Annotated in this window: 9 protein-coding genes; all 9 read left to right on the top strand. The window is 38.9% G+C overall.

What is annotated here, in order from left to right; all coding sequences use genetic code 11:
- Positions 1-136 precede the first annotated feature (136 nt).
- The 9 genes from KTR06_RS02390 to KTR06_RS02430 all read left to right on the top strand — a co-directional run bounded on the left by KTR06_RS02390 (position 137) and on the right by KTR06_RS02430 (position 16,799).
- Entirely contained in the window at positions 137-637 is a 501-nt protein-coding gene (locus tag KTR06_RS02390; protein ID WP_049701359.1) for a DUF1735 domain-containing protein, read from the top strand.
- A gap of 13 nt (positions 638-650) precedes the next feature.
- The gene (locus KTR06_RS02395; RefSeq protein WP_049701358.1) at positions 651-3,779 is read left to right on the top strand and encodes a TonB-dependent receptor; all 3,129 of its coding nucleotides are present in this window, start codon (positions 651-653) and stop codon (positions 3,777-3,779) included.
- Between the two features lie 11 nt (positions 3,780-3,790).
- Positions 3,791-5,506, top strand: coding sequence for a RagB/SusD family nutrient uptake outer membrane protein (locus KTR06_RS02400; RefSeq protein ID WP_049702215.1), 1,716 nt, complete (start codon positions 3,791-3,793; stop codon positions 5,504-5,506).
- Between the two features lie 34 nt (positions 5,507-5,540).
- Complete coding sequence (locus KTR06_RS02405; protein ID WP_049702214.1) at positions 5,541-8,552, top strand: TonB-dependent receptor; 3,012 nt, start codon at positions 5,541-5,543, stop codon at positions 8,550-8,552.
- Positions 8,553-8,564: 12 nt separating this feature from the next.
- A complete protein-coding gene (locus KTR06_RS02410) occupies positions 8,565-10,382 on the top strand; it encodes a RagB/SusD family nutrient uptake outer membrane protein (protein ID WP_074635468.1) in 1,818 nt (605 codons plus the stop codon).
- Positions 10,383-10,404: 22 nt separating this feature from the next.
- Positions 10,405-12,243, top strand: coding sequence for an SUMF1/EgtB/PvdO family nonheme iron enzyme (locus KTR06_RS02415; protein WP_083444137.1), 1,839 nt, complete (start codon positions 10,405-10,407; stop codon positions 12,241-12,243).
- Positions 12,244-12,324: 81 nt separating this feature from the next.
- Entirely contained in the window at positions 12,325-13,710 is a 1,386-nt protein-coding gene (locus KTR06_RS02420) for a family 43 glycosylhydrolase (protein ID WP_217289925.1), read from the top strand.
- A 12-nt stretch (positions 13,711-13,722) separates the two neighbouring features.
- Entirely contained in the window at positions 13,723-15,120 is a 1,398-nt protein-coding gene (locus tag KTR06_RS02425; protein WP_217289926.1) for a sulfatase, read from the top strand.
- Positions 15,121-15,314: 194 nt separating this feature from the next.
- Positions 15,315-16,799 carry a sulfatase gene (locus KTR06_RS02430; protein ID WP_217289927.1) on the top strand — a complete coding sequence of 495 codons (1,485 nt, stop codon included), beginning with the start codon at positions 15,315-15,317 and terminating at the stop codon, positions 16,797-16,799.
- Positions 16,800-17,150: the final 351 nt, after the last annotated feature.

Below are 17,150 nucleotides of genomic sequence, written 5' to 3' on the forward strand. Positions count from 1 at the left end.
TTTATATCTTATAGATGCTTTTTGAGACGCATTTTCTATTTATTGGGATGTTTATTCCATTCTCCAATAATCAAATAGCGTACTTTTGTATCAGTGAAATAACCCGATTATTAATTATAAATAGTTAACTTGTATTATGAAGATCAACACAGTCTTGTTCGTGCTATGTGCACTACTGTTCATAAGTTGTAATGATGATGAGCAGATGCAGTATGCAAAGATCTATTTTCCACTAGCCGCGTGGACAGAAAAAAACGATTTTTTTGTTGCTGATTTTAATTATGAGAAAGATACGACCTTCATTGTTGGCGCGTATTGTGGAGGGAGTATCCCTGTTCCCCAAGAAGTGAAAGTCTCTATTGGCTTGGCAACTGATTCATTAAGGAGACTCCAAGCAAAAGACCCTTCTTATGCTGATTATGAAGCACTTCCAGAAGGTAGTTATGAAATTACTCCGGCAGATATGGTTGCGGTGATTAAAAAGAATACAAGCAGGGGTGATTTGCAAGTTGTTTTTCATACTACTAATTTGGATCCGGCAAAGCAATATGTACTGCCTTTATGTCTGAAATCGACCTCTCATTATGAGTTGGCTCCACAGCATAGCTATCTTTTTTTGGGAATCAAGAAACAATAATTTAGCCTTATAGATGATGAAAAACTGTATTAAGTTTCACTTATTATCAAAACAAACTGTTTTTTTTAAATTACTTTGTTTTGTTGTTTTTTGTAATTGTAGCTTTTATGCCTCAGATGTGTTTGCACAGAAAAAGAAGCAGATAGTAGTAAGAGGTAAAGTCGTTGATCCTAAGGGAGAAGCGTTACAAGATGTGCTAGTAGATGTGAAAGAAACCTTAGGGTTTGTTCTCACAGATAAAGAAGGACGATTTACGATTGCCGTACCTGATGAAGAATCAAGCCTCATATTTACATTAGATGAGTATGAAAAGGCTACTGTTCAAGTCGGAAAAAAAAGAGACTTGAGTTTGACACTTTTTAAAGCGGTAGAAAAGTATGAAGATAGGACCATAAACTTAATGTATGGTACACAGAAAGAGTCTCGATTAGTAACGGCTGTAGAAACGGTGCGTGGGGAACAAATAGAAAATGTTCCGGTTATGTTTCAAAATGCAGCTATCGCTGGTTTAATGATGGGTGTTCAAAGTATTCAGACTACAGGTTTGCCGGGAGCGGATAATGCTAGTTTGTATGTGCGTGGACAACGTTCTTGGCGTAGTAGTTCTCCAGTTGCATATGTAGACGGACATTTGCGCTCTTTCTCTCTGCTCGATCCGCATGAGATAGAATCCATTTCGGTATATAAGGATGCAGGTTCTCTTTCTATTTTGGGACTTAGAGGAGCCAACGGAGCATTTATGGCAACCACTCGCCGAGGTAAAGAAGGAAAGCCTGTGATACGCTTTAATGCTCAATTAAGTCTCTCTAAGCCAACACAAAGACCTGAGTATTTGGATGCGTATCATTATGCAAAGTTGTATAATGAGGCTTTCTTGAATGATAATCCCGGAGAAGAACCTGTATATAAACAGGGAGATCTTGATTTATATTTAAGTGGTGAATCTCCTTATACGCATCCAAATGTAAACTGGATAGATGAAATATTAAAAAAGCAGACAATTGCGCAACGATATAACTTAAGTATTCAGGGCGGAAGTTCTAAAGCAAAATATTTTGTTAATTTCTCTTATCAGAATAATGATGGATTATATAAAACAGCCGGATTGAATTCCTATAACACAAATGCTAACTTTCAAATGTATTCCATTCGTTCTAATGTTGACGTATCGTTAACTAAGGATTTATTATTGTCTGTAGATTTATTTGGGCGACAACAACTGAGAAATAATCCGGGGAGTTCCATGAGTGCGGAAGGATTATTCAAAACGTTATATTCGCTTCCTGCCAATATTTTTCCATTAAATTATGGACCGGATAAGGTTGCGGGGACAAATGCATATCGTAAGAACCCTTATGGTATTCTGAATCATAGTGGATATTCTAAGTACATACATAGTACGATGGAAGCTTCGATGAAAGCAAACCAAAAACTGGATTTTATCACAAAAGGGTTGAGTATATATGCCTCATTAGCGTTTGATGCCCGTTTTGATAATACAATTGACCGTAGTAAATCTTATATGGTATATGAATACACTGGTAAAAATACTACAACTGGAGAAGATCTGTTCACAACATGGGGTGAACCAGGAAAACAGGTGAATAAAAATTCTTTTGGTGATAGTAAGGTTCGTATTTTCGATGTGGAAGCAGGGGTAGATTATACTCGTGTATTTGGAGAGAAACATGACGTTGCAGCTGTGTTAACCTTTAATCGTAATCAGCAGACTACGGATACGCAGCAGATGGCTAATTATCACCAAGGTCTTTTTGGGCGTGCTTCGTATGCTTTTGATTCTCGCTATTTGGCTGAGTTCTCTTTCGGATATCAGGGAACGGAACAGCTGCCACCAGAAAAACGTTATGGATTTTTTCCGGCTGTATCACTGGGGTGGGTTCTATCAAATGAGCCTTTTATAAAGAACACTATTGGGAATAGTTTGTTGAGCTTCGTGAAATTTTATGGTTCCTATGGGCTAACTGGAACGGATGATGGTCTTCCTTATTTCTATTATTTGCCAACATTGAAAAAAACGGGTTCAGATCGTTATCATTTTGGAATGAGTGGATCGAATGTTGGTGGCTGGGGAGAAGGCAGTGTCTTTAATCCTAACGTAACTTGGGAAGAATCGTTAAAATTGAATCTAGGGACTGATATTCGTTTATGGAAGGAACGTATTAGCTTAGGATTTAATTACTTTAAAGAGAAAACTTCACAGATATTAACGACACGATATACGGTGTCTACTCTTTCCGGGTATGGTTTTGGAGGACCGCTTGAAAATATTGGAAAGTCTGAAAATAAAGGTTACGAGGCACGTATCGCTTTTGCTGATAAACAGGGGGATTTTTATTGGACAATAGGTGGTAATGTTAGTTTTATAGATAATACTATTATATTTAACGATGAACAGCCGTACCCGTATGACTATCAAAAAAGAGTAGGGAACTCGATTAATGATTTATATGGATATGTATCTGACGGACTCTATATTGATGAACAAGATCGATTGAATAGCCCGAAAACAGACTCTGGAGCTGCTTATGCTGGTGATATTAAATACCGTGATTTGAATGGAGATGGTGTTATTACTGAACAAGATCAACGTAAAATAGGTGACTCAAACTTGGCAGAATGGAGTTATGGTTTCTTTGTCGGGGCTGCTTATAAGGGTTTAGATGTGAAAGCTCTTTTTACAGGAGTTGCAGATAGGGATTATACATATGCTGATCTTAATATTATGGCCTTTAAAAATGAAGCGGGCAATGGAAATGAATGGGGTGGAGGTAGTGTGCAAAAATATCATTGGGACAATCGTTATAATCCGCAAGATCCTTCCACTTGGCATACAGCTAGATATCCTCGTCTATCGTTGTTAGGTGGTACGCACAATCGTTTGGATTCGGATTTTTGGCAAGATAATGGAGATTTCTTGCGTTTAAAAACCTTGGAGATAGGTTATACGCTTCCTCAACGCTGGACTCGGAAAATTAAAATATCAAAAGCCCGTGTTTTTTATACCGGATATAATCTTTTTACTTGGCATAATATGCGTATCGTTGATCCTGAGAGTCAACCTGGAGTATGTAACTATCCAGTGCAAAAAGTATCAAGCTTTGGTTTAAGTCTTCAATTTTAATGGATATGGATATGAAAAGACAGATAATGGTATTATTTATGGGGTTGGCATTATTTTCTTCTTGTTATGATGCAATGAATGAAGTTCCTTTGGAAAGAATGCCGCCTGAGATAGCCTTTAAAGATAGTTTGAAGGTCGAGATGTTTGTGAATGAGTTATATGTTGGCTTGAATACGGGAATAGGAGGATATAATAGTTTTGGTGGTGGCTCTGCTAATCAAAACAGTTTCTTTGATTGTGTGACGGATTTGGGGGTACTTTCGCCAAGGGGAACGAATACTGCTGTTAATTCGTTTACACGTGCTACATTCCATTCAGGGTCAGGAGGAAATACAGATAGTCGCTGGGCGCAGGTTTATCAGTATATACGTAAAACAAATCTTGTATTGGAATATATTCATTATTGTGATAATCTGTCTGAATCTAAAATGGCGCAATATATTGGTGAGGCGAAGTTACATAAAGCATTGTTGCATTATGAGATGTTGAAGCGATATGGAGGCATTACTATTATGGATGATCTTTTTGAAGGAGGAAATATAGAGTTGCCTCGTAATACATTCGAGGAATGTGTAGAGTATATTGTTCATTTGTGTGAAGAAGCAGCGGGTGGACTTCCTTTACGTTACCCAGATAATGATTATGGACGTTTGACAAAAGGAGCGGCTTTAGGTTTAAAAGCGAAGGTTTTACTTTATGCGGCTAGTCCCTTGTTTAACGAAAATCCGATAGCAGGAACGAATGAGATACAACGCTATGCATCGGCTGATAATACTCGTTGGGATCGTGCAGCAAAGGCAGCACTTGATGTAATAAATCTGAAGATGCCGGACGGTAGTCCGGTTTACGAACTTTTTCCTTCTTATGAACGTCTTTTCTTTACTCGTGAGGAGAACCGTGAATTTATGATTATGAGAATGCAAGGAATGACAAATAATGTTGAAGTACGTAATGGACCGGCTGGCTATCCTGGAGCGACTGGAAATACAAGTCTGACGCAAGAGTTTATTGATATGTTTGAATTGACGAGTGGTAAACTTCCTAAAGATGATACAAATTACGATCCGCAAAAACCATGGGAAAATCGATGTAAACGATTCTATGCTTCTGTTCTTTATAATGGAGCTTTTTGGTGGGATAGAGAAGTTGAAACTTTTGTAGGCGGAAAAGATTATACAGCGTTAAGCTCTACAGCGAAAGGCTGTGTAACTGGTTATACGTTACGTAAGCACTTAGACCCGGAAGTTCGCATCTCTGGTGTGCAGAAGAAGACGTATCATGATTTTCCTTTATTGCGTTTTGCGGAGATATTATTGACTTATGCGGAGGCGGCGAATGAATATAATGGAATGTCTGATGATGATTTAGTCGATGATGATATGGTTTATTCTTGTGTCAATAGACTACGTGAACGGGCTGGCTTACCTATGATAGAAGATAAAACTAAAGGAGAGATGCGTGAAATCATTCATCGGGAACGTACTGTTGAACTTGCTTTTGAATGTGTACGTTATTTTGATTTGCGGCGATGGAGAGAAGCAGAAAGAGTTTTGAATCGTCCTGTGCATGGTGTACAAATTACTAAGGATGTGGAAACTGGAGACTTTGTTTATAGTGATCCGATAGAAGTTGAGGAACGTATATTCCCTGAAAGGTGTTATTATTATCCGATACCTCAAAGTGAATTAAATAAGAATGCGGCTTTAACTAAGAATCCCGGTTGGTAACTCAGTGTTGTAAGATCAAATGAAAAATGAATTTATGAAGAAAATTTTATTAACCTTAATAGTCGTAATAGCGGGAGGTATATTCAATTCGCTATGTGCTCAATCATTTACAGTTACCGGTACAGTTGTTGATATGAATGATGAAACAATGCCGGGGGTAAATATTGTAGAGCAAGGGGTGCCTACTAATGGTGCTATTAGTGATGTAAATGGTAATTTTAAAATTACTGTTGCAAGTGCTAAAAGTATTCTGGTATTTTCTTTCATTGGCTATGAGAATCAGGAATTAGTAGTTGGTAAACAACGCAAACTTGATGTGAAAATGCTAGAATCTGGTGTAAGCCTGGAAGAAGTGGTAGTAGTAGGTTATGGCTCACAAAAAAAGGCTTCTGTTGTTGGAGCTATTTCTACAGCTGATGCCAAAGAATTACAAAGTACGGGTACCACAAACTTGACACAAGCTATCGGTGGAAGAATTGCTGGAGTTATCTCACGTTCGCCGGGAGGACGTCCGGGTGACGATGATGCGTCAGTGTATATTCGTGGAATTGCCAGTTATAATTCGGGCACGTCCTCACCATTAGTATTAGTAGATGGAGTTGAACGTGATTATTCACAAATCGATCCTGAAGATATTGAGAGTTTTTCCGTATTGAAAGATGCTTCTGCTACGGCTGTCTTTGGAGTGCGTGGAGCAAATGGCGTGATTCTGATTACGACTAAACGTGGTGAGACAAGTAAGCCGGTAGTTGATTTGAGAGCATCATTCACAATGAATACTCCTATTAATTTGCCAGAAAAATTAGGGGCTTACGATTTTGCCCGTTTGAAAAATGAAGCATTGATGAATGTCGGTGAAGTGCCAGAGTACAGCCCCTATGATCTTGAAATGTATCGTACGGGTGAAAGTCCTTATACCCATCCGGATAATGATTATATCGGTGATTTATTAAAAGATGTCACAACAAAACAACAGTATAATTTGACAGTACGTGGCGGTACACCTTTTGTCCGATATTATGTGTCAGCCAATTATGTACATGAAAAGGGAATTTATGAGACATTTAATAATGATGATTATGATTCTAATGTGTACTTTAAACGCTATGGTATGCGTACAAATTTGGATTTTAACGTAACGAAAACAACGGTATTTGGCGTCGATCTGTCAGGGAGGTTGGAAGAAAGGCATGATAATGACGCAGAAAAAGGCTTATATGAGAGTATGGTGCGCCTACCGCCCAATTTTTTGAATTATGTGAATCCGAATGGAACTTATGGTGGTAAACTTAATGCAGTTAATCCTTATGCTGCTTTGTCAAAATATGGATATAATCATTCAAAACGTAATGTATTTGAAGCTGTTGTTAAGTTAAATCAGAAATTAGATTTTATAACGAAAGGGCTTTCTGCGAGAGCAATGTTTGGTTTTGTATCCAATATGGCATCACGAAGGGATGTAACAGAACGTCCTGAGTTATGGGAATATACAAAAGATGGACAATATGCAATTGTAAATGAGGAGACACCGCTTAGAATTGATACGTCAGCAGGACCTCATAGAAGGAATATAACAACAGAATTTGCAATTAATTATGACCGAAAATTTGGTTCGCACGCTGTGACCGGGTTATTGGCGTTCAATCAGTTGGCTCAATATAGGGATGAACAGCTTCCTACAGGATACATCAACTATGTGGGACGTATTACTTATGGATATAAAAGCCGGTATTTGGCTGAATTTAACGCTGGTTATAATGGTTCTGTACAGTTTGCAGAAGGTAAACGTTATGGGTTCTTTCCTGCTTTTTCTTTAGGTTGGGTCGTTTCAGAAGAAGGGTTTTGGAATAAAGGAAATAAGATCTTTAATTATATGAAAATACGTGGTGCTTATGGCGAAGTCGGTAATGATAAAATAGGTTCTGATAAGTATTATTATTTACAAACATACCCGTTGTTGACTTCGAATCGCCCTTCATTTGGTTTAACTAATAATCCTGAAAATCGGATTTATGAAGGTAAAGAAGGGAACACAGATGTGACATGGGAACGTGCTCGTAAATTGAATGTTGGTATTGATATGCGTCTTTTTGATAGTAAATTGGCGTTAACTGTAGATGCTTTTACCGAGACTCGAGTAAATATTTTAGATTATGACCGATCGATTTCTACAATTTACGGGATGTTGGGTGCAACTGATTCAAATAAAGGATTTCCACCACAAAATTTAGGAGAGGTACGTAATTCAGGTTTTGAACTAGATGCGTCATTTAATGATAGAGTAGGGAAGTTATCCTATTACGTAAAGGGTAATGTTTCGTTTGCACGAAATAAAATACTAAAAAAAGGAGAAGAGCCACAAACTTATTCTTGGACGTCGGCTATTGGACGTAAAGTGAATCAACGTTTTGGAATGGTTGCAGATGGTTTTTATAATACGCAGGAGGAGATAGATGCTTTGCCTTCTCGGTTTTCCAGTAATTTGAAGTTAGGAGATTTGAAATATCGAGATGTAAATGAAGATGGAGTGATTGATAGCTATGATGTAACTGCTATTGGTAAGACTCGTTTGCCTGAGATTATGTATGGTTTAACGGTGGGGGGTGAATGGAAAGGGATTGATTGGCAAATATTTTTTCAGGGGGCAGCTATCACAGATATGTATGTGAATGGATACGGTTATTGGGAATTTACCAATACGGGGAGTGTCATGAAACATCATCTTGGGAGATGGACTCCAGAGAATAAAGAAAACGCTACTTATCCAAGTTTATCTCCGGCCACTTCAAAACAAAATCATCGATTATCTACGTTTTGGTTAAAGAATGGGAACTATCTACGTCTGAAGAACATGCAGATTGGCTATACATTGCCTTCTGGCTGGACAAAAAAGGCTAAAATAACTTCGGCTCGTATATATGTGAGTGGAACGAATTTGTTGACATTTGCTGGATTTAAAGAATATGATCCGGAATCCAATGATGGAGGAAATACTTCTTATCCTCAGATGAGAAATTATAGTGTGGGATTAAATCTTAAATTTTAAAACCTGTCAGATATGAAATTGAAAATTTATACAATATTAAGCTTAGTTCTTGTCATGATGGCTTTTAGTTCATGCTTGGATGCTTCTTCTTTAATGGACAAGGAAGATGTGGGAGATTTATATGAAAAAGATGTGTTTAAAGATCCTACATATGCTCGTTATTTTGTGAATGATATTTATTATTCGCTTCCAAAGGGGGCTGAGGTTCCTGGTTCATGGAACGGTGCCTATCTTGATTGTGCTACAGACAATGGAGAAGCTCGTAATTTGGAATCGGATGCCCAAAGATTTAATGATGGCAATTGGAATGCTGAAAGTGTGCCGTTAGGAAGCATTTGGTCAAAATATTATGCATCCATTCGTGCTTGTAATAAATTTATAGAGAATTATGATTATATAGAAGAGAGGGATGGTGTAGCAACTCGTATTGATTTGGAGTATTTGCGTGCGCAAGTGATCTTTTTACGTGCATTTTTTTATGCAGAATTACTGAAGCATTTTGGTGGTGTACCTCTTTTGGATAAAACGTTGCATTTTGGGTCGCCAGAGTTGAAAGAAGCTAAGCGTGCAACTTTTGACGATTGTGTGAAATATATATTGAAAGAATGTGATGATGCCATTGCTGTTTTTCGCAGTGTGAATCAGGATTGGGCTAGTAATAATTTTGGGCGCGCGAATGATGGTGTGGCATTAGCTTTGAAAGCTAAGGTATTATCCTTGGCTGCCAGCCCTTTGTTTAATCGCCCCAATGATTATCCGCAATATGATTCTCAAGATCCTAATAAAGATTTGTGGCGTTATTCTGATTATGATAAAGAACGTTGGAAGGACGCAGCCAAAGCGTTAAAAGCTGTGATTGATTTAGGACGCTATGATTTATATAAAAAAACAAATGGAACAAAATCTGCTTATGAAACTTATTTTGTGACACGTAACACTGTTGAAGAATCTATTTTCCCTTTCTTGAAAGGTCCTACAATAGATATATATTATCAGAATTTGCCATTTAATTTTTTGCTTGTACGTGGAAAAGGAGGGCCTGTATGTTATAATTTGCCTACGCAAGATTTGGTAGCAGCTTATGAGATGAAAAATGGCATGTTACCGGAGCAAGAAGGTTCAGGATTTCGTCCGTTACATCCTTTCTCTGGGCGTGATCCTCGCTTAGAGGCTACAATATGGTATGATGAGGCAACTTTTTGCGGCATAGAATTTCAAACCTGGAGACGTGATATTGACTCTGAGAAACCTTGGGGAAAAGATTATATACGCGGATATTCACGCACGGGCTTTTTCTTGAAAAAATTCATGGATAAGGATTTGAATCCTACTGAGAATGTGACGGTACCTAATACTTATCCGATTATTCGTTATGCTGATATTCTATTGCTATATGCTGAAGCTTTGAATGAATATTATGACGATCCTTCTTCAGTACCTGACGATGCTGTTTGTTGGGCCATATCAGAGGTACGTGCTCGTGCCGGAATGCCTGATGTACGTACTACTTTTGCCAATCGTGGCTGGGCTTTAACTCAGGAAAATGTTAGAAATTTGATCCAAAATGAGCGTCGGGTTGAATTTGCTTTTGAGGAATATCGTTTTTGGGATGTGCGGCGTTGGATGATTGGTGGAAACACACAAAAAGTAGTACACGAACAAGATATTATATTGAAAGAGGATGATAAGACGAAAGAATATGGTGTGAAGGAGATAGAAAAGCGTAGTTATGAAGATCGGATGAATTTAATGCCTATTCCGCAGTCTGAGATAAATAAGAATAAAAATCTCATTCAGAATTGGGGTTGGTCACCACGTGTAATAGATTAATTAATTTAAAGAACGAAAGAGTATGAAAAATAAAGTTTTCTTATTTCTGATGTTAACAATAGTGTCTTTGTTGATTAGTGCATGTAAGGAGGAGGAAATAGTAGAGGCTTCTGTACAGGTAACTACACAGGGATTTGCTCGAGTGGGACAAAGTACTGCTTTTGTTAGTGCATATATAACGAAGGGAATTATTCCTGAAAATGCGATGACAGGCTTTTGTTGGAGTGAAACTCCTTCTCCTACAGTAAAGGATAGTAAGGTTGAAGTATCAAGTGATTTAACAGGTAATAGCTATATGTTGCAGATGACAAGACTATCCCCCTCCACAGAATATTATGTGAGAGCATATATTCATGATGGAGGTTATGTTTATTATGGCAATGAACTGAAATTTACGACAAAAGAAATTCCGGGTGACGGTTGGTGTGTAATTGATGATGTAACCGATATAACTCCTACTACTGCAACAGCATTAATGCAAATAGCAGACAACGGTGGCATGGAAATAGTAGAGTATGGCGTGTGTTATAAAGAGACGGATACTGAGTTTGCTCCTCCTGCCATTGATGAGCCCACCATTGATGGGAAGAAAATTGTTGCAGATGCTGGTGGTGCTGCTTTTGATGCGTTTATAGAAAATTTGAGCCAAAATACGAATTATTTGGTTCGTCCTTATTTTAAGACAGAGACAGGTGTGGTATATGGTGAAACAATTTGGTTTAAAACGATGAACTTTATTAAAACCGGAGATGTTTTTCCCGGTTATCAGAGTGCTTATTTATATGGTGAAGTTTTAATGGATGCAGGTTCGCCTACAGTAGAGCGGGGAGTTTGTTGGGGAACAACCCAGAATCCGACCCTTGAAGAAGATGCTTACCAAAAAGTAGAAAAAGGTATCGGGAGCTATTATTCTATTGTCGGTGGCTTGAAAAAGGGAACGACTTATTATGTTCGTGCTTATGCTAAAAATGCAGATGGAGTATTCTATGGTTTACCTGTTGAGTTTACGACTAGGACTGGAAATATACTACCTGGATTAACTATGGATCAAATGGTATTGGTAGAGGCAGGTACATTTATGATGGGGGAACCTAAGACAAATGAGATACCTTCAGCGATAGACGGTACAACATATGGAAAAGAGCCTGTCCATGAAGTTAGTATTACTAAAGATTTTTATATAGGTAAGTATGAGATTACTAATGAACAGTTATGTGTCTTTATGAATGTTTACCAAAGCGCAAGAACGCGCTCAGCAGTAGCGAAGGCTTTATTTAATAGTAAGCGGGCTGCATGGGCTTTTGATGTTTCCGGAACATTGCCAAATCAGGTTCATACGCCTAAAAGTGGAAAAGGGAGAAATCCAGTAGTTAATATTACTTGGGCATGTGCTGAACAATATTGTGAATGGCTTTCTGCCGAATTAGGAGTAAAAGTGCGTCTTCCAAGTGAAGCAGAATGGGAATATGCGGCTCGGGGTGGAAATAAGAGTAATGGATATATTTATAGTGGGAGCAATGTGCAATCTGAAGTTGCAGTATTTACTTCCTCAAAGATAGGTACGAAGCCTGTAGGAAGTTTGGCTCCTAACGAATTGGGTATTTATGATATGACAGGAAATGCGTTTGAATATTGTCGTGATGCTTATGATGCAAATTTTTATATGGATCAAGTAGGAAAAATCACCGAAAACCCTTATAAAACGAATTCGGGAGACCCTGCTATTGTAATTCGTGGGGGAAGTTTTAGGCATGACAAATATTTTAGGGTCTCAGCGCGTGGCAGTGCAAAACATAAAGGAGACTGCGGTGACTATAGTGGTTTTCGTATTGTGATGGAGAAGCTTCCGGATAATATATAAATGGGGGAAGAAGGTACATCACAATCTTCAAATAGATTTTGATAATAGTTTCTTATTGCTTTCCTTTTAGTAATTAAAATTATGAATAGATTATTGTATATAATATTGTTGCCTTTTCTTTTATTGGCAGTAGCTTGCGATGGAGCTGATGATTCACCAAGTAGGGAAGGAAGCTTTCAGACGTTAGTTGGTAAAAATTATTTATCAGTGTTACCGGGCACAATTCAGGTTGGAAACTTTGCTGGTACATTTAAACTGAGTATTGCAACAAACTTAGTATGGAGTGCTGTAACTGAAGATGAATGGATTCAATTGCCGGCTCGGTCGGGAGGAAAGGAAGTTTTAACTGTTAATTATGCGGCAAATGATGATGTGACTACTTCCCGTAAAGCTAAAATAACATTTTCAGCCGAAGGTGTGAATGATGTGATAATAGAAATAGTACAAAGTGATAAGACATTTATAAATCCTATAGCTGGCATACCGGATCCATGGATTATACAGCATCAAGGAGCCTATTATGTTTGCAAGGCTCACTATAATGGTATTAATGTCTCAAAATCTGATAAACTAACAAAGATTAATCCAACTAAGGCTATTTGGACTGCACCGAAAGACAATGGGACGATTAAACCATGGAACACTTCGCATGTATGGGCTCCAGAACTTCATTTTATAGATGGGAGATGGTATGTGTATTATGCGGCAGGACGCCCCATAGAAGAGAGTGGAGGGAGTTATAAAATGCAACGTACCGGTGTACTTCGTTCTAAAACAGCTGATCCGTTGGGAGAATATGAAGATATGGGTATGATTTATACAGGGGATAACTATGTAGCGGGCATAGTGCCTACAGTCGACAATACATGTTATGCGATTGATATGGGTGTTTTAAGGATTGAATCCAAATTATATGCGGTTTGGTCTGGTACCATTAGTAAGGAGACAGGAGGTGACCAACGTATATATATTGCAGAAATGAGTAATCCATGGACAATTTGTTCCAATCGGGTGCAAATATCCCAACCTGAACAATCGTGGGAACTTGTTTCCGGTAAGGTAAATGAAGGGCCGGCATTTTTGCAGCGTGATGGTAAAGTTTTTGTCGTGTATTCCTGTAATGGTTCTTGGACGAAGGATTATCGTTTAGCATATCTTATGTTGAACATTGGTGATGATCCGCTGAATCCGTCTAATTGGAAAAAATCTCCGAACTCAGTTTTTTATCGTTGTGATGATACAGTGGACAAGGATGGAGTAAATGGAGTTGGACATTGTAGTTTTACGAAATCTCCTGATAGTACGGAAGATTGGATTGTTTACCACGTAAAGAATCGTAATCATGGAGGCTATGAGACCGGACGTTCTACATTTATGCAGAGATTTACTTGGAATACGGATGGAACTCCAAACTTTGGTATGCCGGTAGGATGGGGAGAACCAATAGTCGTTCCTTCTGGAGAATAAAGATAAAAGGATATGAAAGGAAAAATATATTCAACGGTTTTGCTGTTAGGTATTGTGCTGCCGGATATTGTTCAAGCAGATACACTTTCTACTACAAACAAGCCTAACATCTTGATATTTATTGCAGATGATTTAGGCTGGGAGGAGGTTGGGGCTTATGGGCATCAGGTGGTGAAGACACCTAATATCGATTGGCTTGCTCAAAACGGTCTCCGTTTTGATAATTTCTTTTTGACTGCAAGTTCTAGTAGTCCCAGCCGCTCTTCGATATTCACGGGAATGTATCCGAGCAGTACGAGAGCGCAGAACCTGCACGATAAATTACCACCGCAAGCCACTCTTTTTCCTGATTGTCTTCAGGAGAATGGATATTATACAATGCTGGTCGGTAAGAACCATGGTACAAATACTCCGGAGATAGAAAAGCGGTTTGATTATCTAAAGTCAACCGGCAAACCCTGGAAAATGGGGGAATTATGGGTCGACGCCTTGCGCCAACGACCTGCGGCTAAACCATTTTTTATGTTTGCAGCTTCTTTGGATCCCCACCGCCCCTATAAGCAAGGAGAGTATATCGACCCTTATCAACCTTCGGAGGTCGTTGTGCCGCCTTATTTTCCAGACTCTCCGGAAATGCGGGAGGATATAGCTGATTATTATAATGAAGTATCACGTTTCGACAAGCATATTGGTGAGGTACTTGATTTATTGCGAGAGGAGAAGGAACTGGAAAATACGATAATTATTGTGATGACAGACAACGGAAGACCTTTCCCGCAATGTAAGACACGGGTAAATGTGCAAGGTGTGAAGTCTCCTTGTATAGTCTATTATCCGGCCATTGTGGAAAAAGGAAGTGTGACGGAGAGTTTGGCAAGTGCAGTCGATATCGCCCCTACTCTTCTGGAAATAGGTGGAGCGAAACGTTCGCCGGGCTTGCAGGGAATAAGTTTGCTTCCTATATTGAGGAACCCGGAAACCGAAGTCCGGGAATATGCTTTTGCGGAACACAACTGGCACACCTTCAGGGCTTATGAACGTGCGGTTATAACAAAGGACTTTGTTTATATAAGAAATTGGCTGCCTCACCTGTCCAACCCCTCTGTCGGAGATGCGATGCGTACACCTGCTTATGTTCAGATGCTTGATGATTTTAAAAATGGGAGATTGGCGGAAATATATCAGGACTGCTTCATCGCTCCTCGTTCCGAAGAAGAGCTATATGCGATTAAGAAAGATATCCATTGTTTAAATAACATAGCAGGGAAACGCGCTATGAAAAAAGAACTGAATCGTTTTCGGCTGGTTTTAAAGGTCTGGCAGGAATCGGTAGGGGATATATTTCCCGGTGAACAGCATTTGAAACCGGATGCTGACGACGGACGCTTCTTTCGCCCTCTTGGTCGGTAATTTGTATTTATCTTTTCAGCCCCACGATGTGCTGTTTTTAAAATTACGTTGGGAATGAGTGGCACTGAAAAGAATGAACTAGAGAATAAATTGCATAAATTAGTGCAATATTTAAGAATGGACACTTTTTCAGTGCTATACTGATAAGTTCCGAATCAGATCTTTGTTTTTTATATACATAAATTTCAGGTATTATGAATGAAAGAAAAATAGCATATATATCAGCTTGTTTATTGGGATTGCCGGTGTATGCTGCCGCACAGCCGAAGAATGCTCCCAAGAAACCTAATATACTTTTTATTTGCATCGATGATTTACGTCAAGAACTAGGTTGTTATGGTTCGGTAGTGAAAACGCCTAATCTGGATAAAGTGGCAGGTCAGGGAAGTTTGTTTTTTCATCATTATGTGCAAGTTCCTACGAGTGGCGCTTCCCGTGCAAGTATGTTAACAGGTAGATTGCCAAGAGATAAGCAGGATTTGTCTAATGAAGCTTGTAAGATTAAACTATCGGGAAGGGAGGAAAGCGAACAACCGGAAACGATGTTTCATCACTTGAGACGCAATGGCTACTATACGGTAGGGATTGGCAAAGTAAGCCATTATGCTGATGGTCATTTGTATGGCTATGCACGTCCGAAGAGTAATCGTTTGGAATTGCCGTATAGCTGGGATGAAATGCTGTTTGACGCAGGGAAATGGGGAACCGGTTGGAATGCTTTTTTCGGATATGCCGATGGTAGCAACCGGCAAAGTCGTGAAAAGCAAGTTCCGCCTTATGAATGTGCGGATGTGCCGGATGAAGGCTATCCGGATGGATTAACGGCAAATTTGGCGGTAAAGAAGTTGCGGGAACTGTCTGGTAGAAAAACGCCTTTCTGTCTTGCTGTGGGTTTCTTTAAGCCGCATCTGCCGTTTACTGCTCCTAAAAAATACTGGGATTTGTATGATGAATCTGCGATTCCTCTTTCTCCGGTTCCTCAGATACCCGAAGGATGTCACCGTTTTGCCTTACACGATAGCGGTGAATTTAATGGCTATTTGCGGGGAGATGAGAAAGTCTCTTTAGATAAAGCAGCTTCTGATACTTATGCCCGTAAGTTGCGCCATGCTTATTTTGCATGTGTCAGCTATGTGGATGCCCAAGTGGGGAAGATCCTGAATGAATTAGAACAGTTGGGAGAGGCAGATAATACAATTGTGGTTGTTTGGGGAGATCATGGCTGGCATTTGGGCGACCAGCGTGTTTGGGGAAAACATACGTTGATGGACGTTTCATTGCGGAGTGCGCTGATTCTGAAAGCACCGAATACTCGTAAGGGCGTTAAGAATAACCGCATTGTGAGTTCAATCGATATATATCCAACTCTGACGGAACTTTGTAATATCTCTACTCCTGAAGGATTGGACGGACATAGTTTTGCGAAACTGTTGAATACTCCTAAAGAACGTTCATGGCAGGAAGTTGCCTATAGCTATTTTAATAATGGTATTAGTGTAAGGGTTCCCCAATATCGACTTACTCGTTATAGGTATGAAACGAGATATATTTCCGAATTGTATGATTATCGTGTAAATACATTAGAGAGAAAGAATATATTTGCTACTGGAAGGAAAAGTATAGTCAATAAACTGATGGATATTTTGGAAAAAGGAGCTATATGGAGCCTCGGTTTCTGAATCTGTACGAAATATTAATTAAACTTCTTTCTTCATAAATATGCTGTTTTTTTACAGTGTGATAAGGATAGTTACTTTGGATTTGATAAACTGTATAAAATAAACTGGAGAATAAGCAGTATAAATAAGTGTAATAATATGTGGGATATGTATCGATAATGTATAAAATTATATATAATGCGCCTTCTTTTATCAAAAAGCGGCTGTCGGGTTTGAACCAATTGAGTGCTCCTTGGTGAGGAACGTTTTTTCTTCACCAAGGAGGTATTCTTTGCTTGGTGAAGGGGGCGTTGAAGGTCTATTTAGGACAGCTCTTTCCTCTAGTTGATAAGTAAATATAGAAAATGGAAT

This window comes from Bacteroides sp. MSK.20.12, from assembly GCF_019052435.1.
GTDB classification, from domain to species: Bacteria; Bacteroidota; Bacteroidia; order Bacteroidales; family Bacteroidaceae; genus Bacteroides; species Bacteroides xylanisolvens.